This window comes from Actinomadura sp. KC216, from assembly GCF_004348535.1.
In the GTDB taxonomy this organism is placed as follows: domain Bacteria; phylum Actinomycetota; class Actinomycetes; order Streptosporangiales; family Streptosporangiaceae; genus Spirillospora.
The window spans coordinates 12,073-34,848 of sequence record NZ_SMJX01000061.1 but is presented as its reverse complement, the minus strand read 5'-3'; the positions used below and the strand labels follow the sequence as shown (position 1 = coordinate 34,848).

The window sequence follows — 22,776 nt, the reverse complement described above, 5'->3', positions numbered from 1 at the left end:
TCCAAAGGACGAGCTCCGCTCGACGCACCGTCCTCCAGCCCCCACCCACCGCCATTCAACGGACGAGCTCCGCTCGACGGGCCCTGTCCCGCTCGAAGGGGAGCCGCCGTCGCCGTTGGACCCGCCGTCCGGCTGCCGGTTCCGGACCCGCTGCCGCAAGGTCCGGGACGTCTGCGCGGAGCGGGAGCCCGACCTGGTGGCGAGGGAGGGCTCCGCCCACCCCAGCGCCTGCCACTTCGCGGCGGAAGCGGCCCTGACGGAGCAAACCTGACGTTCCGGCGGTTCCCGGAAAGGGCTTCCGTAGGGTGGGGCCATGGGACGCAAGGGCAGGCACGGTCCGCGCGCGAACATCTACGCGATCGACGGCGGCGAGGCCGAACTGCTGCGCGACGCCGACCGCGACGGCGGCTGGATGCTGCTGGTCGGTGGCGTCCCCCAGTCGTATGTGGACCTGTCCGACCCGACCTACCTCGACTTCGAGTACATGCGGCTCATGGGCGACGTCGTCGACTGCCTCGGCGCGGCCGGGGAGGCGTTCGACGCCGTCCACATCGGCGGCGCCGGCTGCACGCTGCCGCGCTACATCGCCGCGACGCGTCCCGGGTCCCGGCAGGTGGTCCTGGAACCGGACGCGGGGCTGGTGGAACTCGTCAGGGAGCAGCTGCCCGTCAAGGGCGTTCCGGGCCTGCGGATCCGGGTCACCGACGGCCGTACCGGCGTCGCCGCGCTCGCCGACGAGGCCGACGACCTCCTCGTCATGGACGCGTTCGCCGAGGCGTCGATGCCGCCCGAGCTCGCGACCCGCGAGTTCGTCCTGGAAGCGGCGCGCGTCCTGCGGCCCGGCGGCGTCTACATGGCCAACGTCGCGGACGGCTTCCGGCTCCCGTTCGCCCGCCGCGTCGCCGCCACCGTCCGGTCGGTGTTCCGGCACACGCTGCTGATGGGCGACCCGGGCGTGCTGCGCGGCCGCCGCTTCGGCAACCTCATCGTGGCCGGGTCGCGCAGGCCGCTCCCGGTGGCCGAGCTGACCCGCCGCGCGGCGGGCGGCGCCGCCCGGGCCCGGCTGCTGGACGGCGGCGACCTCGCCGCGTTCTGCGCGGGCTCCGCGCCGCTGCGCGACGGCGAGGAGATCGTCGCGCCAGTCCCGCCGCCGCAGGTCTTCGGGAAGTCCTGACAGGTGAGGGACGGGCCGGGAAGGGAAAGGAGCGAGCCATGATCCTCGTGACCGGGGCGAGCGGGACGCTCGGCCGCCCGCTGACCAGGCTGCTCGCCGAGGCGGGCGCGGACGTGCACGCGCTCAGCCGCCGCGCCAGACCGCCGCAGGACGGCGTGACCTGGCACCGGGGAGACCTCGAAACCGGCGAGGGCATCGACGCGGCCGTCGCCGGCGCCGCGACGATCGTGCACTGCGCCAGCGACCCGCTCCACCCGAAGCGGGACCTGCCCGCCGCGCGGCGGCTGGTCGACGCGGCCCGCCGGCAGGGCGGACCGCACCTGCTCTACATCTCGATCGTCGGCGTCGACAGGATCCCCTACGGCTACTACATGACCAAGCACGCCGTGGAGAAGCTGATCGAGGGCTCCGGGCTCCCGTACACGATCCTGCGGACCACGCAGTTCCATTCGCTGCCCGAGATGGTGCTGAACGTCCTCACCAAGGTGCCCGGCGTCATCGTGCTGCCGAAGGGCCTGCGCGACCAGCCGATCGACGTCGGGGAGGTCGCGGAGCGCCTCGCCGAACTGGCCCTCGCTCCCGGCCCCGCGCAGCGCGTGGACGACATGGGCGGCCCGGAGGTGCTCACGCTGGAGGAGATGGCGCGGGCCTATCTGAAGGCGCGCGGCCTGCGGCGGCCCGTCCGCGTGCCGCTGCCCCTGCCCGGACGCGCCGGACGCGGATTCCGGGAGGGCCACCACCTGACCCCCGGCCACGCCGTCGGGCGCCGGACCTGGCAGGAGTACCTGGACGAACGCCACCCGCGCCCCTGAGGCACCGCGGGCACCGGAATTCCGGGGGACGCCTACCGTCCCGTATCGGCCGCACGCGTCCCCGCCATGTCCCATAATCGAGCGATGGAGTCGTCCACCCGAATTCTTATTCTCGGCATGGATTCGTCGGGTCGAATACTCCAGTTCGACCGCAATGCCGCGGCCGTGCTGTCGCCGAATGGGGCGGCTCCCGACGGGAAATGCCTGCTCGGCGCCCATCTCGACGAGGTGATCGCCGGTGCCCGCAAGCCGCTGCTGGAGGCGCTGAAGGCCGGCCGCGAGCGCACCGCCATGCTCGCCATGGACACCCCGGGCGGCGGGACGCTCGACGCCGTCGTGACCGTCCACCCCATGAACGGCGGCGCTCCCGAGGGCGACAGGGCCGACGGCGCCCCGGCCGCCGTCGTGCCCGACATCGCCGCGCTCGCCGTGATCAAGGTGCCGGTACCGCTCGCCGACCGGTTCGTCGACCCGGCCGTCATCCGCCGCGCCCTGCTCGACGACGCGCTCCCGAGGATCGGCTCCACGCTCGACCTGGAAATGCTCGCGCGCGGCCTGATGGACGTGCTCGTCCCGCATTTCTGCAATTCCGGCGGCCTGCTTCTCCTGGAGAGCCATCTGGACGCCGACGAGCACTCCGACGGCCCGGACGGCCCGCAGATGCGCCGGATGGCGATCGGTTTCGACGACGACGATCCCGCCTGGGACGCGACGTTCCCCACCGGCGAATCCCTCGTCTACCCGCCCGGCACCCCCTACGCGCAGTGCCTCGAGACGGGCGAGCCCGTGCTGCGCTCCCTCGGCGGCGAGGGCGCGGCCGAGATCGCCGCGGCGTGGCGCCGCCCGCCGGTCGGGGAGCTGCTGAAGGGCTCGTCGATGCTGCTGCTGCCGATCACGTCGTCGGCGGGCCTCCTCGGATTCTTCTCCTGCACCCGGACGGTCGCGCACCGCCCCTTCGACGCCTACGACGTCGAGATCGGGATGGAGTTCGCCAACCGGGCGTCCATCTTCATCGAGAGCGCCCGCCAGTACTCGCGGGAACGCGCCACCGCGCTCACCCTGCAGCGCAGCCTGCTGCCGACCGGGCTGTCGGCGCCGTCGCCGGTCGAGGTCCACCACCGCTACCTGCCGGGCAGCCGCCTCATCGAGGTCGGCGGCGACTGGTACGAGTCGATCGCGCTGCCCGGCGCGCGGGTCGCGCTCGTCGTCGGGGACGTCGCCGGGCACGGCGTGAAGGCCGCGGTCACGATGGGACGGCTCCGCACCGCCATCCACACCCTCGCCGGGCTCGAACTGCCGCCCGCCGAGGCGCTGGAGCGGCTCGACTCGCTGATGCGGACGCTCGGCGAACGCGAGCCGCACTTCGCCACCTGCGCCTACGTCGTCTACGACGCGGTCAGCGGGCGGTGCGAGATCGCCAGCGCCGGGCACCTGCCGCCGCTGCTCGTCCCGCCCGGCGCCGAACCCGAATACCTGCCCGTACCGCCCGCGCCGCCGCTCGGCGTCGGCGGCGACGGCCCGATCGTCAGCCGCGAGTTCGCCGTCGAGGACGGCACGCTCCTGTTCCTCTACACCGACGGCCTCGTGGAGAACCGGGCCCGCGACATCGACGACGGCCTCGCCCGCCTGCGCGGCACGTTCTCCGGCGGCGCCGCCGCCCGCCCGCTCGAAGACCTCTGCCAGGCGGCCCTCGACGGCATCTACGACGACCAGCACCGCGACGACATCGCCATGCTCGTGGCGCGGCTGGCGCGCATCCCCGACGACCGCCACGCCACCTGGGAGCTGCCCGCCGAGCCCGCCGCCGTCCGCCGGGCGCGCGGCCTCATCCGCGACCGGCTCGCCCGCTGGGACCTGGACGAGCTCGCCCACCCCACGATGCTACTGGCGTCCGAGCTGGTCACGAACGCGATCCGGCACGCGGGCGGGCGGATCGGGCTGCGGCTGGTGCGGGAGGGCGGCCTGGTCTGCGAGGTCTTCGACTCCTCCGACGGGCGTCCCCGCGTCCGGCACCGGGAGGACGACAGCGACATGATCGAGTCGGGCCGGGGCCTGCACGTCGTCGGGCGGCTCGCGCAGCGCTGGGGCGTTCGCCGCACCGCCGAGGGCAAGGTCGTCTGGTGCGAGCAGGAACTGCCGAGGCCCTGACCTGGCACGGCCGCGCCGCGGACGGCTAGCGCAGCACCGAGATGTGCACGTGGTCGTAGTGGTTCTGCGTGAGGCTGCCGCGGTCCTCCATCGGGCGCCAGCCGCCGCCGCGCACGTTCCAGATCCGCTGCCGCCAGATCACATAGGAGACCCCGAGCCGCCGCGCGTGCGCGACGGCGTACGCGGCGACCTGGTCGCCGTGCCGCCGGGCGCCCGCGCTCGGCATCCGCCCGCCGGTGCTCTCCATGAAGTCGCAGGCCCGCCCGGCGGCGTGGTCCTGCGGGTCGCCGGTGGAGCGGTGGCAGCCGATCGCCGGGAACGGGCCGAACATCCCCGCGATCTCCAGCAGCGCCGTCCGCATCGTGGGCGTCATCATGTTGCCGGTGATCGGGGACGCGGCGCCGGTCACGCCGTCCGGGCGGCCGGTGAGCCGCGGGCCGTCCTTGGCCTTCGCGTTCGGGCGCGCCCGCCCCGCGGGCAGCGTCGCGACCCTCGTGCCGCGCGGGAGGATCTTCTTCAGCCGCGCCGCGAGCTTCGCGGTGTCGGCCTTCGGCGCGCTGATGATCAGGGCGTTGCCGTCCGGCATGCCCAGCGCGCGGGCCTGGTCGCGGGACACGACCGCGTCGATGTCGCCGAGGCCCATCGACGCGTACGCGCCGACGCGCACCCGCCCCGGGCCGGCGCTGCGGCCCGCCTCGACGACCGAGCCGAGCTGGAACGCCCCGCCGCGGCCCTCCTCGAACGAGACGGCCAGGCCGCCGGACGCGATCGTCTGCCACAGCTGGTCGGACTCGGCCGTCGGCTCCGGCGCGAACGCCCGGAACCGCGACGGGTCCACGCCGAGCAGCCCCAGGCGGCGCCCGCCGACGTTGGCGCGGGCGGCGTCCACGACCGTGATCCCGGCGACGCCCTTGAGGCCCTTCGCGCGCTCGACGGCCTCGGGCGGCAGCGACGACGTCCCGGCGACCAGCAGGTGCGGGGTGTACCGGCGGGTCAGCGGCGCGACCGCCGGGGCCTGCGCGGCGCCCCGCTCCACCGACACCAGGGCGTCGGCGCGGGCCGGTTTCTCGCCCGGCCGGCCGGACACGACCAGCACGATGTCGGCGGCCAGCGTGCACACGATGCCCGCCGCGATGCCCACGCAGAGCGCCCTGCCGCGCCGTCGCATCCCGCCCTCGATCCCGGCCCGATCCCGTCTGTGGTCCTCGCCGCATCGTAGGCGAGCGCGGCGGGTCCCGGCATCCACTGCCCGCCGCGGCGAGACCGGCGCCGGGCGGATCAGCGCGCGTCGCGGCGGAGGACGACGAGGGCGACGTCGTCCTCCCGGTGGCCGAACTCGGCGATGACGCGGTCGCCGAACCGGTCGGCCTCCTCGTCCGCGCCGTCCACGCCGATCGCGAGGAGCCGCAGCCGCTCCAGGTTGTCGGCCAGCGGGATGCCGCGGTCCTCGATCAGCCCGTCGGTGAGGAGCACGACGGTGCCGCCGGGCGGCACCTGCGTCTTCTCGACCGCCACCCCGCTCGTGTCGGGCGGCTCCCGGGGGAAGCCGAGGAGCAGGCCGCCGCCCCGGCCGTAGCGGGCGTCCCCGCCGGAGACGTGCAGCGGCGGGAGGTGCCCGGCGCTGGCGATGTGCGCGGCGCCGCTCAGCGGGTCGAGCGTCATCAGGCACATGGTGGCGGTCTGGTCGTCGTGGTAGCGCTCCAGCACGTCGTTGAGCAGCCGCAGGATCGTGACGGAGTCGTGCCCCTCGGCGGCGAACGCGCGCAGCGCGTGCCGGATCTCCGCCATGACGGTCGCCGCGTGCAGCGAGTGCCCCTGCACGTCCCCGATGGCCACCAGCACCCGGTCGCCGCGGTCGAGGACCTCGTAGAAGTCGCCGCCGACCTCGGCCTGGTCGCTCGCTGGCTCGTAGCGGACGGCCAGCGACCAGCCCGGGACGGGCGGCAGCGACGAGGGCAGCAGGCTGTGCTGGAGGGTGAGCGAGGTCGTGTGCTCCACGGTGTAGGACCGCAGCGCCTCCATCGCGAGCGCCACCGCCTGCCCGAGCTGCCGGAGCAGGTTGACGTCGTCGTCCGAGCGGGCGGCGCGGCCCGCGAGCGCGACGCCGATCGGCGGGCGGCCGTGCCTGAACCGCGACACCACCAGCGTGACGTCGCTGTCCGCGACGCTGTCGGGCAGCAGGACGAGCCACTCCTCCAGCGGCACCCGGGCGACCTCGGTGCCGGTGTCGCCGCCCAGCCTCGCCAGCTCGGCCATGCGTTCGGGCACGTCCGGCGGGCAGCCGCGGCGCCACGGCCCGATGCCGAGCTCGACGGTCCGCCGGACGCGGCCGTCCGGCGGCAGCACGAACACCGTGGCCGGCGTCCCGAAGATCATGAAGGCGCCGCGGGCGGCGACCGCCGCCAGGTCGTCGAAGGACGCGGCCGAGTTGATCGCCAGGGACGTGCGGGTGAGCTCGGCCATCCGGGCGGCCATCCGCTCGGCGCGGCGGCGGGCCTGGTAGTAGCGCAGCATCGCCTCGACCGTGGCGAGGAACTCGCCGGGGTCGATCGGGTCGGTCATGTAGGCGTCGGCGCCGCGGCGCAGGCCCGCGGTGCGGTCGGCGGCCTCGACGGCCTGCGCCGAGATGTGGATGACCGGCAGCGACCTGGTGTCCGGCGCGGCCTTGATCCGCTCGCACACCTCGATGCCGCTCATGTCCGGCAGCCGGACGTCCAGCACCACCAGGTCGACGGCGTGCTCGACCAGCCTGCTCCAGGTCTCCGCCGCCGACGCGGCCTCCACCACGGTGTGGCCCGCGCGCCGCAGCCAGCTGCCGATGATGTACCGCTTGGTGTCGTTGTCGTCGACCACCAGCGTCGTCGCCACGGCCGTCACCCCCCGTCCCCGGTGTCGCGTCCCCCGTCCCTTGGGCGCGCGGCCTCGCGCGCCATGCGGACCGCCTCGGCGAGCGTCTCCGGGCCGATCCGGTCCTTGCTCAGCACCCCGCCCGCGCGCCCCAGCCGCGGATCACCGCCCGCGCCGGGCTCCGGGCCCGGCCCCTGGACGGTCACGTCCGACGCGGTCACCACCACCACCGGCACGTCCCGCGGCAGCCGGGTGAGGACCTCGTACCCGTCCAGGCCCGGCATCCGCAGGTCCAGCAGGACGAGGTCGGGCGGGTCGGCGGCGGCGCACTCCACGGCGGTGCGGCCGTCGGCGCATTCGGTGACCCGGTCGGCGGCGTCCGCCACCAGGCCCCGCAGGACGCGGCGGGCCGGGACGTCGTCGTCCACGATCAGCACGTGCCCGAGGGCGTCCAGCGGCTCGAACGGCGGCAGCCGCAGCGTCACCGCCGTGCCCTCGCCGACCGTGCTGTCGACGGACAGGTCGCCGCCGAGCGCCCGGGCGAGGCGCAGCGCGTAGGGGAGGCCGAGGCCCGTCCCGCCCGCCTCGCTGCCGGGCACGCGGAAGAACTCCTCGAAGATCCGCGCCTGGTCGGCGGGCGCGATGCCCGGGCCGGTGTCGGACACGACGAACTCGGTGTGCCCCGGCACCGCCCGCGCCGCCACCCGCACGCCGCCCTCCGCGGTGAACTTCAGGCCGTTGCTCACCAAATTCCGCAGGATGCGGGTGAGCATCTCCGCGTCGGTGACGACGACGGGCGGCGCGGCGGCGGCGTCCACGGCGAGCGTCAGCCCCGCCTGCTCGGCCATCGGGCGCAGCTGCTCGGACAGCTCGTCCAGCAGCGCCGGGACACGCACCGGCGCGCGCCGCGGCTCCAGCCCGCCGCGCTCGGCCTTGGCGATGTCCAGTAGCTCGTTCACCAGCGCCAGCATCGATTCGGCGGTGTCGCCGATCAGGGTGATCTGCTGGCGCTGCTCGGCGGTGAGCGGCTCGGCGGCGGGGTCCAGCAGCAGCCGGACGAGCCCGATGACGCTGTTCATCGGGGTGCGCAGCTCGTGGCTGACCGCCGCCCAGAACCGGTTCTTGGCCTCGCCCAGCCGCTGCAGCTGGTCGGACTTCTCCTCCAGCTCCGCGTACAGTGCCACGACGCCGCGGTTGGTCTCCTCCAGCTCCTCGGAGAGCTCGTTGTAGAGCGCCATCACGCCCTCGTTCGTCGCCTCCAGCTCGGTGTTGAGGGACTGCAGCTCCTCCCGCTGCCGCTGGACGTCCTCCAGCGCCGCCATCAGATCGGCGTTCTGCGTCCGCAGCTCCTCCAGCGCGGGGACGGGTCTGAGGCGGCCGAGCCGGTCGCGCAGGCCGGCGTCGCCGGGCGGCTCAGCGCCCGCGGGCAGGTTCTTGCGGAGCCGGACGCGGACGCCGTCCTCGGTGGCCTCGTGCTCGACCCGGCTCAGCAGCCGCGAGATCGCGGCCTCGCACTCCGCCGCCCCGTCCATGCTGGTCCGGGGCACGAGGGTCAGCTCGATCACCAGCCCGGGCGGGTGCTCGCGGTCGAGGACGAACGCGACCGACACCCGGTCCGAGCACGCGTACAGCGCGCGCCCGGCCTCGCTGAGCGCGGTGGCGACGCGGACCTGGTCCTGGCCGGGGAGGCCCACCTCGGCGGCGACGCGGCGGCCGATCTGCCGGACGGCGAACACGCCCGCCTCGTCGGTGATCTCGATCCGGAGCAGCTCGCCGGGCGCGCCGCCGCCGCTCACGCGGGCACCTCCCACCCGGACGTCGTGACGGCGAGCACGGAGCGGTCGTCGTGGCGCGTCCCCGCGTCGCGCAGGACGCTCGCCGCGATCAGCAGCGGGTCGCGGCCGAGCAGTCCCGGCTGGTCGGCGAGCCCCCAGCGGCCCGTGAGCCCGTCCGAATGGAGCACCACCACCGCGCCCGGCGGCAGGGGGTAGTCGTGCTCCCTGATCCGCTCGGCGTGCGACCCCACGATCCCGGGGACGGAGACCATGCCGTGCCGGCGCTCCGGCCCGACGATCCACGCGGCGACGTTCCCGACCCCGGCGAACCGCACCCGCCCGGCCGCCGGCTCGATCGCGGCGACCGCGACGGCCCCGCCGCGGGTGGAGGCCATCCGCCGGTGCGCGCACCGCAGCACGTCCGCGGGACGCGACGGCGACGCGACCTCGTGCGCCGCCCGGACCGCGGCGGACGCCGCCCGGGCCGCCAGCGGGCCGTGCCCGAGGCCGTCGCAGAGCATCGCGTAGACGGTGCCGTCCACCAGCCGGGCCGTGTAGGCGTCGCCGCACTCCTCCTCGCCGTCGAGCGTCACGGTCAGCCCCGCGATCGGCGGCATCGCGCCCGGCGCCCGAGGCGCGTCGCCGGGCGGCCGGAACCGCGCGTACAGGACGGTGCCGGCCCGCGGACGGGAATACAGGCCGCTGTGGTCGGCGAGCCGCTCGATCGAGCCGAGCCCGAGCCCGAGCGTGCCGCTGGTGGAGTAGCCGTCGGTCCGGGAGACGGGCACGTCGGCGATGCCGGGCCCGTGGTCGACGCAGACGAACTCCAGCGCGGCGGCGCCCCCCTCCCGGACGATGCGCAGCAGCATCTCGCCCCGCAGCGCGTGCTTGACGAGGTTCGTGGCCGCCTCGGTCGCCGCGAGCTGCACCTGCCCGAGCCGCTCCCCGCCGAACCCGAGCCGCTCGGCGAGCGCGGTGATCCGCCGCCGCACGCCCGCCGGGGCGCTCGGCTCCTCCACCCGCACCCGCAGCGATTCGCCCGCGTGCGGGCTCGTCGTCCATCCGGCGCTCAGCGGCTCCATTTGGCCACCGTCACCGTGGTGCCCTTTCCCGGCTCGCTCCGCAGGTCGAACTCGTCGCTGAGCCTGCGCGCCCCGGACAGGCCGAGGCCGAGCCCGGCCCCGCTCGTCCAGCCCTCGCCGAGCGCCTGCTCCACGTCCGCGATCCCGGGGCCTTCGTCGGTGAACACGATCCGCACGCCCCGGCCGCCCCGCGCGCCGGTCGCCTGCACCACCCGCATCGTGCCGCCGCCGCCGTGCGCGTAGGTGTTGCGCGCCAGCTCGCTGGCCGCGGTGACGATCTTTGTCTGGTCGACCAGGGACAGCCCGGCCGCCGCCGCGGCGGCCCGCACGAGCTGCCGGACGCGGACCACGTCGTCGTTCGACGCGATGGGCACCTCCTCCCCGGGCGCCCCGCCGCCGGACGTTCCGTCGCCGGGCGGGGTCGTCATGGGGCGCCCGCCGCGGCGGGCCGGGCGCCGAGCAGCCGCATGCCCTCCTCCAGGTCCAGCGCGGTGCGCACGCCGCCCAGCGACAGGCCCAGCTCGACCAGCGTGATCGCCACCGCCGGGCGCATCCCGACGACGACGGTCTCGGCGTCCATCAGCCGCGACATGGCGGCGATGGTGGCGAACATGCGGCCGATGAAGGAGTCGACGATGTCCACCGCCGTGATGTCGATGATCACACCGTGCGCACCGGCGGCGACGATCCGGTCGGCGAGGTCCTCCTGCAGCGCGAGGACGGTCTGGTCCTGCAGGTCGACCTGGATCGACACGAGCAGGACGTCCCCGATCTTGAGAATCGGCACGTGTTCCATCAGCCCTCCGCCCGCGCCTCGCCGCTGTTGCGGGGGGTGTGGGGGGTCGTCGCCCCGCAGGCGACAGGCCGGCGGACCACGCGCAGGCCGCTGCGTTCGAGGACGTAGGCGAGCGCGTCGGCCAGGCTCGACTTGGTGACGATGTCGCCGAACTCGATGCCGAGCGCCACGATCGTCTGCGCGATCTGCGGCCGGATCCCCGAGATCACGCAGTGCGTGCCCATCAGCCGGGCCGCCATCACCGTCTTCATCAGATGCTGGGCGACCTCGGTGTCCACGGCGGCCACGCCGGTGATGTCGATCACCGCGAACCGGGAGCGGGTCTCCACCAGCGTCTCCAGCAGCGTCTCCATGACGACCTGCGTGCGGGCGGAGTCCAGCGTGCCGACCAGCGGGACGCCGACGACGCCGTCCCACAGCTTCACCACGGGCGTGGACAGTTCGAGGAGCTGCTCGGCCTGGTCCGCGATGACCTGCTCGCGAGCCGACGCGTACGTCTCGAACGTCGCCAGCCCCAGCTCGTCGACGAAGGACGAGAAATCGATCAGCTCGCTGTAGGCGCGCTGGTCCCGGGTCTTCCTGACCTCCTCGTACAGCGACTGCTTCAGCGCGAACACGCCGATCGCGGTCTCGGTCGGGCTGAACCCCTGCCGGGCCCGGCCGCGGGATATCTCCGCGAGCGCCGCGCGCAGCTCGCCCGCGGCGGTGTCGTCACCGCCGAGCGCGCGTTCGACCAGCTCGTAGAGCTCGGTCAGCTCCGAGCGGAGCTCCCGCTCGGTGATCCGGCCGCGGACGCCCTCGCCGACCAGCTCGATCCACCGGTTCAGTACCGGGTCCCGCCAGGCGCCCAGCAGTTGCGTGATGTCCCTGCCGCCCGAGCCGTCGGTCATGTGCCGCGCCCCCATCCGTCCGCACGGCGGCGCGGGATCCGTCCGCGCGGGTCGCTCAGGCGTCCGTCCCGGTCGCGCCGCCCGGTGTTCACCCGCTCAACCGTAACCGGCGGGTGGGCCCGCCCCGCCGGGGATGACCTGGACGTTTACCGGGGATGACCGCTTTTTTGGCTATGCCGTGCCCGGGTCAATCCCACCAAAAGGACCAGTTCGTCTTGCCGCGGATCTCCTCGGCGTACCCGGCGAGGGTGCCGGGGCCCTGGAAGAGGATGTCGGGGCAGAACGTCCAGTGCTCGGCCGCGACCTGGACGGCGTGCCGCGTCGTGATCGGCGGCGCGGCGACGCTGAGCTCCAGCGTGTTGAACCCCAGCCCGACGACGCGGGCGCCGAAGCGGTCCTCCCAGCCGCGCAGGACGGCCGACAGCGGCGCCGTCCACTCGTTGTGGTTGAGGGCGCCCTGCCAGCCGACGGCGGTGAGCGTGTCGGCGCCGCGGTCGACGGCGACCAGCCCCAGCGAGAGACCGCGGCCGGCGAGCACGCGGGCGTACCGGTCGGCCATGGCGTCCGGGTCGTCGACCGGGACGCCCGGCGCGGCCGGGCCGGGGCAGTGCCGCCCGAAGGGGGCCAGGTCGTCGAGGTCCTCGTCGGCGGCCAGCTCCGACCAGTCCGACCAGACCTCGGACATGAACGCCTGCGGGACGTAGTCCCCGATCTCCGCCACCGGCTCGGGCGCGATCTGGCCCGACGCCCAGGGCTGGTCGGACTCGTCCATCAGCAGCGGCCAGAGGCCCGACCGGGCGTGCTCGGCGCGGAGCCTGCCCCACAGCTCGCCGCGGACGGGCTCGTCGCTCAGCCAGAACGCCGGGCGCAGGAGCGGGCGCCGCTGCGGGTACCCGGGGTCGGGCCAGACCAGGTCCCCCTCGGGCAGCGGCACCGACAGCGTCCGCTCCACGTCGCCGTCCCGCGACGGGTCGAACAGCTGCGGCAGGTCGCCCGGCAGGCGCCGGACCTCGACATCATCCATTTCACGCCGTTCCGGTACAGAGCATCGCCAACGGGATCTTGGCAATGACCGATGGTAACGGCGCCGGGCCCGCCCGGGTGGCCGACCCGGGCGGTTCGTTCGCCGACTCAGCGCTCGCGGCGCCCCCGGACCAGGTAGTCGATCACCAGGGCGACGACGCCGAGCCCGGTGGCCGTGCTGACGGCGGCCTCGGTCCAGGCGTCCCGCAGGGCCACGTTCGAGAGGACGTTGACGGCGATGAGGACGCCGGCGATCGTCCAGCGGGTGGAGTTGCTCATGGTCCCGTGCCCTTCTAGGAGATGGTGGGGGAGGTGCGGCGGCGCAGGACGGCCCGCGCCGGCAGCAGGATCGCGGCGGCCCCGGAACCGGCCACGCAGGTGAGGATCGCCGCGGCCGTCGGCGGCGGGACCCACGGCAGCGGGACGCCGGTGACCGCCGCCGCGAACGCGGGCAGCGTCACCGCGGCGATGAGCGCCCCGGCCGCGACGCCGGTGCCGAGGACGATCGCCGCCTCCAGCCGCAGCATCCGCAGCACCTGGCCGCGGGTCGCGCCGACCAGCCGCAGCAGCGCGAACTCGCGCCGCCGCGCCGCCGTCGCCAGCGCCAGCGTCGTGACGAGCCCGATGAGGATGAACCCCGTGATCGCGGCGACGACGACCTGGTTGACGAAGCCCTGGAGCCGGATCTCCCGCGACAGTTCCGCGCCGAACGCGTCGGGTGAGACCGCCCGGGCTCCGGGGTGGGCGGCGGTGACCGCCCGCAGGTCGGCGTCCTTCCCGCGGACGAGGACGTGGTCGTCCAGCGGCGAGGACGAGTGCGCGGCCACCAGGTCGCGGGGGAGGAGCACGTCGCCGAACCCGAGGCCCCGGTCGTAGACGGCGACGACCCTGGCCTTGATCGCCGTCCCGTCGCCGAGCGACAGCGACACCGTGGAGCCGACGTCGTGTCCGCCCGCGACGTCGCGGCTGAGCGCGACGGCGTCGCCCCGCAGGCCGGCGAGGCCGCCGGACGTCACCTTCGGGTCCATGGTCGCGGCGGCGTCCGCGCCGACGCCGCGGGCGCTGAGCGACTGGAGGGTCTGCTCGCCCAGCGCCGTGACCGGCATGATCACGGTGGTGCGCTTGACCGGGGTCGCGGCCGTCACGCCGGGCGCGCGGCGCGCCGCCTCGGCGACGCCCCGCGGGAGCCCGGGACCGGACGGCACGATGATCCGGTCGGCGCGGTTGCCGGCCTCCGCCTGCCCGCGCGTCGCGTGCGCGACCGTCGAGTGCGCGAACAGCTGGACGCTCGCGAACGCCACCGCCAGCGCCACCGGCGTGATCAGCGACCCCGCGCGGAGGGCGGCGGCTCCGGCGGAGTGCTGCGCCATCCCTCCCGCGATCGGCGATACCGTCCGGGCCGCGCGGCCCAGCACCCGGGCGCCGAACCGCGCCACCAGCGGGCCCAGCAGCGCGGTCGCGACGATCAGCGCCATGACCAGTCCGCCCACGGACGCGGCGGCGTCGGGCCCGGTCGCCGTGGTCGAGAACCCCAGCGCGTTCAGCCCGAGGACGAGGAACACGACGCCGGAGATGAGCCGCCAGCGGGGCAGCCGGGCCGGTTCGACGGCCGCCTCCCCGAGCGCCTGCACCGGACGGATCCGCGACACCCGCAGCGAGGCGAGGAACGCGGTGGCGACGGCGGCGAGCAGCGTCACGGCGAACGCGGCCAGCACCGGGAGCGGGCCGAGCGCCAGGCCGAACCCGTCCGGCAGGACGCCCTCGCGCGCCATCGCTCCGTGCATCGCCGCGCCGAGCCCCAGGGACAGGACGCCCCCGGCGAGCGCCGCTGGCGCGCCGATCCTCGCCGTCTCGCGGACGAGACGTCCCCTGACCTGCCCGGGCGTCGCACCCACCGTCCGGAGCAGCGCGAACTCCCGCATCCGCTCCCGCACCGACAGGACGATCAGCCCGCCGGCCACCACCAGCGCCGTCATGATCGCGACACCGCCGAGCGAGAGGGAGATCTCCACCATGTCGGGCCGCGCGGCGGCGACGGCCGGGTTCTCGGCGTCGCCGCGCGCGGCGCCGGTCGCCACCGTCAGGCCGCCGGGCGCGGCCTCGCGGAGCGCCTTCTCGTCGAGGTCGTCGCCGATCAGCGCCAGCGCGTCGGCCTGGCCGGGATGCCCGTACAGGGCGGCCGCCGCCGGAGTGGTGAAGAACGCCGCGTCCGGTCCGGAGCCGACGACGCCCACGACCCGGTACGGGCGGGCGGCCCTGTCGGTTTGGATCCGGATCAGGTCGCCCGGCCGGGCGCCCGCGGCCTTGCTCATGACGACCTCGTCCGGCGCCCGCGGGGCGCGGCCCGCGCTCAGCCTGTACGGGCGCAGCGCGGCCGACTCCCAGCCGTGGCCCGTCACCGCCCGCCCCGAGGGGAGGACGACCGGGAACGACACGTCCGCGACGACGTCACGCACGCCCGGCACGGCCCGCAGCCTCGCCGCCGCGGCGACCGGGATCCGGGCGCGTTCGGTCAGCGGGCGGCTCTCCGCCTCGGGCTCGGACCCGAGCCGCTTCATCCGCCGCTCGACGCTCTGCGGCCCCGTCACGACCGCCGCCGCGCCGCCGAACCGCTCGACCGGGGCGTGCGCCCGCAGCGCCGACTCCAGCAGCACCCCGCACGCCCCGACCAGCGCCGCCGCGAACAGCAGCGTCGCGAAGATCCCGGCGAACAGGCCCCGGCTCACAGCGTCTCCCAGCGGTCCAGGACGGTGGCGACCGTCGGCGCTTCCAGCTCGCCGGCGACGCGTCCGCGGCTGAGGAACACGACGGAGTCGGCCCACGCGGCGGCCACCGGATCGTGGGTGACGAGCACGATCGTCTGGCCGGTCAGATCGGCCGCCTCGCGCAGCATGCGCAGCACGCCGCGGGCCGTGCGCGGGTCGAGCGCGCCGGTCGGCTCGTCCGCGAAGACGACCTCCGGACGGGTGATCAGCGCGCGGGCGAGGGCCGCGCGCTGCTGCTGCCCGCCCGACAGCTCCGGCGGACGGTGCCGCAGCCGGTCGGCCAGGCCCACGCGGCGGACGACCTCGTCCAGCCACCCGGGCTCGGCCTCCGCGCCGCCGAGCCGCAGCGGGAGCGTGATGTTCTGCTCGACGTCCATGGACGGGATCAGATTGAACGCCTGGAAGACGAACCCGATCCGCTCGCGGCGCAGCCGCGTCCGCTTGGCCTCGCTCAACCGGCCGATGTCCACGCCGCCCACCCGGACCACGCCGCCGCTCGGACGGTCCAGCCCCGACGCGCAGTGCAGGAACGTGCTCTTGCCCGATCCGGACGGCCCCATCACCGCCGTGAACGTGCCGCGCCGGAACGTGCGGGTGACCCCGTCCAGCGCCCGCACCGGGCCGTACGTCTTGGTGACCGACTCCAGCGCCACCGCCTCTTGCGAGCCGATGGCGCCACCGGTGGTGGTCTCGGCCGTCATCGCCGTCATGGGTCCCCCTGGTCGGATGCCGCCTCTCACCTCGTCGAACCTAGATTCCGGGAGGGGCCGGGCACATGGGCGCGGACTCCCGAATCGGTGGTGTAGCGGGCTACACCACCGGCCTGGGTGCGGGCCCGGGTGCGCGGGTCCGCGGCGTCCCCTACCGTGGCGGCGAGGGACATGACCGGAGATATCAGCGGGGCATTCAGGCGCAGCGCGCACGCGACCGGGCAGCTGGCGGGCGGGCTGCGCACCGCCGTGCCCGCGCTGCTCGGGCTCGCCCCGCTGGCGGCGTTCCTGGTGCTGATCGTCCTCGTGCTGCCGTGGCTGCCGACCGCGGTGAAGCCGCTGCGGGCGCTCGCGAACGCCGAGCGGCGCCGGGCCGGCCGGATCCTCGGCCGCGAGATCCCCGAGCCGTACCGGCCGATGCGCGGGGAGGGCGCCGGAGAGGCGCGCCGCCTCCTCCGGTCGCCGGACACCTGGCGGGACGTCGCCTGGATGGTCGCGCACGGGTTCACCGGCCTCCAGGCCGCCGCGATCGGAGTCATGATCTGGCCGGCGATCCCGTACACGCTGTCGCTGCCGCTGTGGTGGTGGGCGGTGCCCGAAGGGTCCACGTCGGCGTTCATCGTGCTGGACGGCTGGCCGAAGGCGCTGACGATGCCGTTCCTCCAGGGCGCCTTCAACCTGGCCGTCCTGCTGTGGCTGGTGCCGCGGCTCGCCCGCTGGCAGGCCCGCCTCGCCGAGGCGCTGCTCGGCCCCACGCGCCGCACGAGCCTCACCGAACGGGTCGAGGAGCTCACCGAGACCCGCGCCGAGGCTCTGGAGGCGCACGGCGCCGAGCTGCGCCGCATCGAGCGCGACCTGCACGACGGGACGCAGGCCCAGCTCGTCGCCGCCGCCCTCCGCCTCGGGCTCGCCGACCGCCGCTTCGACGCCGACCCCGACGCGGCACGCGCGCTGTTCCTGGAGGCCAGGGACGGCGTCGAGGAGGCCCTCGCCCAGCTCAGGACGGTGGTCCGCGGCATCTACCCGCCGATCCTGTCCGACCGGGGCCTCGCCGGGGCCCTCGGCGCGCTCGCCGCCGCCGCGCCGATCCCCATCGACCTGGGCATCGAGATCGACCACCGCGCGCCCGCCGCCGTCGAGGCCGCCGCCTACTTCGTCGTCGCCGAGGCCCTCACCAACATCGCCAAGCACAGCGGCGCCCGCCGCGGCCTGGTCAGGGTCCGCCGCGAACCCGCCCGGCTCACGATCACCGTGCGGGATGATGGCAAGGGCGGCGCCGACCCCGGCCGCGGCAGCGGCCTCGCCGGCATCCGCCGCCGGGTGGCCGCGCTCGACGGCGCCACCCGCATCGACAGCCCCGACGGGGGAGGGACGACGCTCGAAGTGGACCTGCCGTGCGGATCGTGATCGCCGAGGACAACGTGCTGCTCCGCGAGGGCCTCGTCCTGCTGCTCACCTCGGACGGCCACGAGGTCGTCGCCGTCGCCGGCAGCGGGCCCGACGTGCTGCCCGCGCTGCTGGAGCACCGGCCGGACGCCGCCGTCCTCGACGTCCGGCTGCCGCCCGGGTTCCGGGACGAGGGCCTGCGCGCCGCCGTCGAGGCCCGCAAGCGGCTGCCCGGGCTCCCCGTCCTCGTGCTGTCCCAGTACGTCGAGGAGACCTACGCCGCCGAGCTGCTCGCGGGCGGCGCCGAAGGCGTCGGCTACCTGCTCAAGGACCGGGTGAGCCGCGTCGGCGAGTTCCTCGACGCGCTGTCCCGCGTCGCCGCCGGGGGCACCGCGCTCGACCCCGAGGTCGTGTCGCAGCTGATGACGTCCCGGCACGACCCGCTCCAGGCCCTCACGCCCCGCGAGCGCGAGGTCCTCGGCCTGATGGCGCAGGGCCTCGACAACGCCACCATCGCCGCCACCCTGGTCATCACCGAGCGGTCCGTCAGCAAGCACATCGGCGCGGTGTTCGCCAAGCTCGGCCTGCCGCCCAGCGACAGCGGCCACCGCCGCGTCCTGGCCGTCCTGGCGTACCTGAACTCGTGACCCCCAACCATGCGGGCTGGGCGCCGCGGGTCCGGCGGGCGGTGCGGGCCCTGCTGCTGGACGGCGACGCGCTGGTCCTGCTGCGCCGCACGCGCCCGGGCCGTCCCGTCTACCACACCACCCCCGGCGGCAAGATCGAACCCACGGACGCGTCCCCCGAGGCGGCGCTGCGGCGCGAACTGGACGAGGAGCTCGGCGCCACCGCCGGGCCCGTCCGCCGCGTCTTCGCGTGCGGCGAGCAGGTCCCCGGCCTGTACCGGCTCAACACCTTCTACGTGTGCCGCCTGGTCACGATGGACCTGTCCCGCAGGCACGGCCCCGAGTTCGACGACCCCGCCAAGGGCCGCTACGACCCCGACCGCATCCCCTGCACGGCCGCCGGGCTGGCGTCCATCGACCTCATCCCCGGGAAGCTCGCCGCCTACCTCCACGACCACGCCGCCGACCTGCCCGGGCTCGTCCCCTAGCGGGCGAGCCCGTCGAGGATGTAGCCCAGGCCCTGGGCGAAGGCGGCGTCCCAGTCGTCGCCCCGCAGGTGGCCGTGCGCGGCGAGCGCTGGATACCGGTCGCGGTTGAGGGCGAGATGCTCCGCCGCCTTCTGGGCCGCGGGTTCCTCGTCGTCCCGGACGCCGATCTGCATGAGCGCCGAGCCGATGACGTAGTTGGCGACCGCGTACGCCGCGGCGGCGAGGCGCGGGCCGGTCATCCCCGTGGTGGCCAGCGCGGCGTAGAGGAAGTCGGTGCGGGCCAGGACGTTGGGGCCGAGCAGCGGGCGGCCGCCGAGGATCGACGCCGACCACGGATGGTCGAGCATCGCGCGCCGCCATCCGGTCATGAGCGCGACCACGTCGGCGCGCCAGTCCGGTCCCGCGTCCGGTAGCGGGACGTCGCCGAAGATGGCGTCGAGCGCGAGTTCCAGCACGTCGTCCTTCGTCTCGACGTGCCAGTAGAGGGTCGTGGACCCGGTGTCCAGGCGCTCGGCGAGCCGCCGCATCGTCAGCCGTCCCGCGCCCTCCTCGTCCAGCAGCGCGACGGCCTCGGCGACGATCCGCTCGCGGGTCAGGGGCGGCGCCTCCCGGCGGGGGCGGTCCTTCCGCAGCCACACGCTCTCGGTCATGCGCGCCAGGCTAGTACATTGGACGGGAACCGGATTAGCGGTCCAGTAACTCGAACAGCGTACGAGGGAGTGCCGTGGGGCATATCGAGGTGAGCCACCTGACGTACGCGCCGCCCGGCGGCCGGGTTCTGCTGGACGGCGTCTCGTTCCGCATCGGAGCCGGGGCCAAGGCGGCGCTCGTCGGCCCGAACGGCGCCGGGAAGACCACGCTGCTGCGCATGATCGCGGGCGACGTCCAGCCGTCGGACGGCGTCGTGACCAGTTCGGGCGGCCTCGGCGTCATGCGCCAGTTCATCGGCAATATCCGCGACGACCGCACCGTCCACGACCTGCTCCTGTCGGTCGCGCCAGAGCGCGTGCGAACCGCCGCGGCCGAACTCGCCAGGGCGGAGTCCGAACTGGGCGAGAGCGAGGAGAGCCAACTCGCCTACGCCCAGGCCATCACCACCTACACCGACGCGGGCGGATACGACATCGAGGTCGTCTGGGACACTTGCACGACCGCCGCGCTGGGGCTGCGCTTCGACGCGGCGAAGGCCCGCCCGGTGACGACGCTGTCGGGCGGCGAGCAGAAACGCCTCGTCCTGGAGGCTCTGCTACGCGGCCCGGACGAGGTCCTCCTCCTGGACGAGCCCGACAACTACCTGGACGTGCCCGGCAAGGAATGGCTGGCCGAGAAGATCCGCGGCACGAACAAGACCGTCCTGCTCGTCTCCCACGACCGGCAACTGCTCGCCGACGCGGCCGACCGGATCGTCACGGTCGAATCGCGCGACGTCTGGGTGCACGGCGGCGGATTCGCGGGCTACGCCCAGGCCCGCCGCGACCGCACCGAACGCCTTCACGAACTGCGGCGCCGCTGGGACGACGAGCACGCGCGCCTCAAAGGTCTCGTCCACACGCTCCGCCAGCGGGCCGCCAACAATGACGCGGTCGCCTCGTCCTACCAGGCCGCCCGCACCCGGTTGCAGCGCTTCGAGGAGGCGGGGCCGCCGCAGAGCGCCCCCAAGGAGCAGAACGTGCGGATGCGGCTGCGGGGCGGCCGCACCGGGAAGCGCGCCCTCGTCTGCGAGTCGCTCGAACTGACCGGGCTGACGCGTCCCTTCGACGTCGAGGTCTGGTACGGCGAGCGCGTCGCCGTTCTCGGCTCGAACGGCTCCGGCAAGTCGACCTTTCTGCGCCTGCTCGCCGGTGAGGACGTTCCACATGACGGCGTTCACCGGCTGGGCGCGCGGGTCGTGCCGGGCCTTTTCGTCCAGACGCACGCGCGCCCCGATCTGCAGGGCCGCACGCCTGCGCAGATCCTGATGGCGGAGAACGCGCTGACCCGCAACGACGCCATGGCGGCGCTCGCCCGCTACGAACTCGCTCCCGCGGGGTCCCGCCCGTTCGAGACCCTTTCGGGAGGCCAGCAGGCCCGGCTGCAGATACTCCTGCTGGAACTGTCGGGCGCGACCCTGCTCCTCCTGGATGAGCCGACCGACAACCTCGACCTCGCCAGTGCCGAGGCGTTGCAGGAGGGCTTGGCGGCCTATTCGGGCACCGTCCTGGCGGTGACCCACGACCGCTGGTTCGCCGCCGACTTCGACCGCTACCTCGTCTTCGGCTCCGGCGGCGAGGTCAACGAGTCGGACACTCCGATTTGGCGCGCCGACATGGCCGGGTTGTGATAGCGGGCGAACGGAACGGTATTTGATCGTCCCGCCTCGGGGGGAGAGGCTGAGCCTGACCGCGAGGGGGAGGGGACGGGCGATATGGGCGGCTGGCCGGGCAGCGAGCTGAGCGACGAGGAACTCGACGTCGCGTACAACGTGCGGCGGAAGGCCGGAGCGGAACTCTTCGAACGGCATCTGGCCCGTTACAGATCCGAATCGGAGCGGGCCGTCGCGGGCCTTCCCGGGCATCCCGGTGTCGTCTACGACGAGGCGAGCGGCGAGCGCCTCGACGTCTGGGGCGTCGGCGGCGACGGCCTCAGACCGGCGTTCGTCTTCTTCCACGGCGGGTACTGGTTCGCGCTGTCGCGGGAGGACTCCTCCTTCATGGCGCGGACGCTCCACGAGCAGGGCATCGCCACCGTCGTCCCCGACTACACGCTCGCCCCGAAGGCGACGCTGGAGGAGATCGTCCGGCAGGCGCGGGCGGCGGTCGCGTGGGTGCACCGGCACGGGCGCGAGCACGGGCTCGACCCGGACCGGATCGTGGTCGGCGGCAGCTCGGCGGGCGGGCATCTGGCCGGGATGACGATGGCCGGCCGCTGGCAGGAGCCGCTCGGCCTCCCCGGCGACGTCGTCAAGGCGGCGATGCCGATCAGCGGGCTGTTCGACATCCGCCCGATCACCCGCATCTACGTGAACGACTACCTGCACCTGGACGAGGAGCGCGCGGCGGCGCTGAGCCCCGCCCTGCTGCCCGCGGACCGGCGGTGCCCCGCCGTGTTCGCCGTGGCGGAGAACGACGGCGACGGCTTCCTGGCCCAGTCCCGGCGGTTCCAGCCGCAGTGGGACGCGGGCGACCTGATCGTCGTCCCGGGCCGCGACCATTTCGACGTCGTCCTCGACCTCGCCGACGCGGAGTCGGCGCTCGGCGGGGCGCTGGTCGATCTCGTCCGGTCCGTGTGATCAGGCCACCGCGCCGGTGATCTCGGCGGCCTCCTGCCGGAGGTGGTCGAGCATCAGCCGCGCGGACGGCGTCGGGGCCCGGTGCGCCGGGAGCGTCACGCCCACCTGGCGCCGGACGGTCTCCAGCGGCACCGGCAGCGGCGCGATGTCGGCGTCGGTCCGGGCGACCAGCTCGGGCAGCGCGGCGATCATGTCGGTGTCGCGGACGAGGGTCCGGACGGTCAGCACCGACGTGCACTCGACCAGGTTCCCCGGCGGGACGAGCCCCTCCGCGCGGAACACCTGCTCCAGCTCGGTGCGCAGCGCCGTCTGCTCCAGCGGCAGCACCCACGGGTAGCCGAGCAGGTCGGCGAGGCGGAGGTCCGGGCGGGCGCGGGCCGGGTGGTCGCGGCGGGCGACGAGCCGGACGGGCTCCCCGTAGAGGGTGATCTGCCGGACGCCGCGCAGGTCGCCGATCGGGTTGAGGCGGCCGAGGATCAGGTCGATCTCCCCGTCGAGCAGGCGCGGGACCTGGGCGTCGAACGTCGCCTCCTGGACGATCACCGTGATGCCCGGACGGTCCCGCTTCAGCGCGGCGATCGCGCGGGGCAGCAGCACGTTGGACCCGGCGAGGAGCGTTCCGATCGTGACGGTGCCGACCTCGCCGTCCGCGAGGCCGGTGATCCGCTCGCCCGCGCGGCGCAGCTCGGCGAGGACGGCCCGCGCGTGCTCGACGAAGGCGTCCCCGAACAGCGTCGGCGTCACGCCGCGCGGGCCGCGGGTGAACAGCTCCACGCCGAGGATGGTCTCCACCTCGCGGAGGCTGCGCGTCACGGCGGGCTGCGCGAGATGGAGGTGCTCGGCGGCCCGCAGGACGCTGCCCTGGTCGGCGATGGCGACGACGAGGACCAGGTGGCGGAGCTTCAGCCGTCCGTTCAGCAGGTCGATCGCGCGCATGCCCACTTACTATCACAAGCCCGTCATATCTCCATGGTCGATTGGTATTT

General features: G+C 74.8%; 22 protein-coding genes. 9 read left to right on the top strand and 13 right to left on the bottom strand.

Annotation, left to right across the window (positions count from 1 at the left end; translation table 11 throughout):
• The 4 genes from E1264_RS13605 to E1264_RS13590 all read left to right on the top strand — a co-directional run.
• A partial coding sequence (locus E1264_RS13605; protein ID WP_347813393.1) for an oligopeptide/dipeptide ABC transporter ATP-binding protein occupies positions 1-271 on the top strand: 271 nt, incomplete at its 5' end.
• Positions 272-313: 42 nt separating this feature from the next.
• Positions 314-1,174 carry a fused MFS/spermidine synthase gene (locus E1264_RS13600; RefSeq protein ID WP_132173242.1) on the top strand — a complete coding sequence of 287 codons (861 nt, stop codon included), beginning with the start codon at positions 314-316 and terminating at the stop codon, positions 1,172-1,174.
• Between the two features lie 38 nt (positions 1,175-1,212).
• Positions 1,213-1,986, top strand: a complete 774-nt coding sequence (locus tag E1264_RS13595; protein ID WP_132173240.1) for an SDR family oxidoreductase — start codon at positions 1,213-1,215, stop codon at positions 1,984-1,986.
• 84 nt (positions 1,987-2,070) lie between these two features.
• A complete protein-coding gene (locus E1264_RS13590) occupies positions 2,071-4,134 on the top strand; it encodes an ATP-binding SpoIIE family protein phosphatase (RefSeq protein ID WP_243710918.1) in 2,064 nt (687 codons plus the stop codon).
• Between the two features lie 25 nt (positions 4,135-4,159).
• On the opposite strand, the gene E1264_RS45305 is transcribed toward E1264_RS13590, so the two are convergent.
• The 11 genes from E1264_RS45305 to E1264_RS13535 all read right to left on the bottom strand — a co-directional run bounded on the left by E1264_RS45305 (position 4,160) and on the right by E1264_RS13535 (position 16,022).
• Complete coding sequence (locus E1264_RS45305) at positions 4,160-5,269, bottom strand: hypothetical protein (RefSeq protein ID WP_243710920.1); 1,110 nt, start codon at positions 5,267-5,269, stop codon at positions 4,160-4,162.
• Between the two features lie 143 nt (positions 5,270-5,412).
• Positions 5,413-7,002 (bottom strand): fused response regulator/phosphatase, encoded by a 1,590-nt coding sequence (locus tag E1264_RS13575; protein WP_243710917.1) that lies wholly within the window; start codon positions 7,000-7,002, stop codon positions 5,413-5,415.
• Positions 7,003-7,007: 5 nt separating this feature from the next.
• Positions 7,008-8,777, bottom strand: a complete 1,770-nt coding sequence (locus E1264_RS13570; protein WP_132173236.1) for an ATP-binding protein — start codon at positions 8,775-8,777, stop codon at positions 7,008-7,010.
• On the bottom strand, positions 8,774-9,838 hold the full coding sequence (locus E1264_RS13565) for an ATP-binding SpoIIE family protein phosphatase (protein WP_132173234.1): 1,065 nt from the start codon (positions 9,836-9,838) through the stop codon (positions 8,774-8,776). The genes E1264_RS13570 and E1264_RS13565 overlap by 4 nt, the downstream gene beginning before the upstream one ends.
• Entirely contained in the window at positions 9,826-10,266 is a 441-nt protein-coding gene (locus tag E1264_RS13560) for an ATP-binding protein (protein ID WP_132173232.1), read from the bottom strand. The genes E1264_RS13565 and E1264_RS13560 overlap by 13 nt, the downstream gene beginning before the upstream one ends.
• The gene (locus tag E1264_RS13555; protein ID WP_165964161.1) at positions 10,263-10,634 is read right to left on the bottom strand and encodes an STAS domain-containing protein; all 372 of its coding nucleotides are present in this window, start codon (positions 10,632-10,634) and stop codon (positions 10,263-10,265) included. Before E1264_RS13555 ends, E1264_RS13560 begins: the two co-directional genes overlap by 4 nt.
• A complete protein-coding gene (locus tag E1264_RS13550) occupies positions 10,634-11,524 on the bottom strand; it encodes an STAS domain-containing protein (RefSeq protein WP_132173230.1) in 891 nt (296 codons plus the stop codon). Before E1264_RS13550 ends, E1264_RS13555 begins: the two co-directional genes overlap by 1 nt.
• Positions 11,525-11,711: 187 nt before the next feature.
• The gene (locus tag E1264_RS13545) at positions 11,712-12,548 is read right to left on the bottom strand and encodes a DUF4253 domain-containing protein (protein ID WP_132173228.1); all 837 of its coding nucleotides are present in this window, start codon (positions 12,546-12,548) and stop codon (positions 11,712-11,714) included.
• A gap of 107 nt (positions 12,549-12,655) precedes the next feature.
• Entirely contained in the window at positions 12,656-12,826 is a 171-nt protein-coding gene (locus E1264_RS43345; RefSeq protein ID WP_165964160.1) for a hypothetical protein, read from the bottom strand.
• A 14-nt stretch (positions 12,827-12,840) separates the two neighbouring features.
• Positions 12,841-15,273, bottom strand: coding sequence for an ABC transporter permease (locus E1264_RS13540; RefSeq protein ID WP_132173226.1), 2,433 nt, complete (start codon positions 15,271-15,273; stop codon positions 12,841-12,843).
• Positions 15,270-16,022, bottom strand: a complete 753-nt coding sequence (locus E1264_RS13535) for an ABC transporter ATP-binding protein (protein WP_132173224.1) — start codon at positions 16,020-16,022, stop codon at positions 15,270-15,272. Before E1264_RS13535 ends, E1264_RS13540 begins: the two co-directional genes overlap by 4 nt.
• Positions 16,023-16,193: 171 nt before the next feature.
• Here E1264_RS13535 and E1264_RS13530 point away from each other — a divergent pair, with 171 nt between their 5' ends.
• The 3 genes from E1264_RS13530 to E1264_RS13520 are packed head-to-tail and all read left to right on the top strand — an operon-like array spanning position 16,194 to position 18,522.
• Complete coding sequence (locus tag E1264_RS13530; RefSeq protein WP_207935897.1) at positions 16,194-17,429, top strand: sensor histidine kinase; 1,236 nt, start codon at positions 16,194-16,196, stop codon at positions 17,427-17,429.
• Entirely contained in the window at positions 17,417-18,055 is a 639-nt protein-coding gene (locus E1264_RS13525; RefSeq protein WP_132173222.1) for a response regulator transcription factor, read from the top strand. Before E1264_RS13530 ends, E1264_RS13525 begins: the two co-directional genes overlap by 13 nt.
• Positions 18,052-18,522: an NUDIX hydrolase gene (locus E1264_RS13520; protein ID WP_132173220.1), complete on the top strand. Its 471-nt coding sequence runs from the start codon at positions 18,052-18,054 to the stop codon at positions 18,520-18,522. The genes E1264_RS13525 and E1264_RS13520 overlap by 4 nt, the downstream gene beginning before the upstream one ends.
• Here E1264_RS13520 and E1264_RS13515 read toward each other — a convergent pair.
• Positions 18,519-19,172 (bottom strand): TetR/AcrR family transcriptional regulator, encoded by a 654-nt coding sequence (locus tag E1264_RS13515; protein ID WP_132173218.1) that lies wholly within the window; start codon positions 19,170-19,172, stop codon positions 18,519-18,521. The genes E1264_RS13520 and E1264_RS13515 overlap by 4 nt on opposite strands.
• A gap of 74 nt (positions 19,173-19,246) precedes the next feature.
• Here E1264_RS13515 and E1264_RS13510 point away from each other — a divergent pair, with 74 nt between their 5' ends.
• Together E1264_RS13510 and E1264_RS13505 are read left to right on the top strand one after the other, a co-directional pair.
• A complete protein-coding gene (locus E1264_RS13510; protein WP_132173216.1) occupies positions 19,247-20,842 on the top strand; it encodes an ATP-binding cassette domain-containing protein in 1,596 nt (531 codons plus the stop codon).
• Between the two features lie 84 nt (positions 20,843-20,926).
• The gene (locus E1264_RS13505) at positions 20,927-21,790 is read left to right on the top strand and encodes an alpha/beta hydrolase (protein ID WP_207935896.1); all 864 of its coding nucleotides are present in this window, start codon (positions 20,927-20,929) and stop codon (positions 21,788-21,790) included.
• Here the strand turns inward: E1264_RS13505 and E1264_RS13500 are convergent, their stop codons facing one another.
• Positions 21,791-22,726 (bottom strand): LysR substrate-binding domain-containing protein, encoded by a 936-nt coding sequence (locus E1264_RS13500; protein ID WP_132173214.1) that lies wholly within the window; start codon positions 22,724-22,726, stop codon positions 21,791-21,793.
• Between the last annotated feature and the right edge of the window lie 50 nt (positions 22,727-22,776).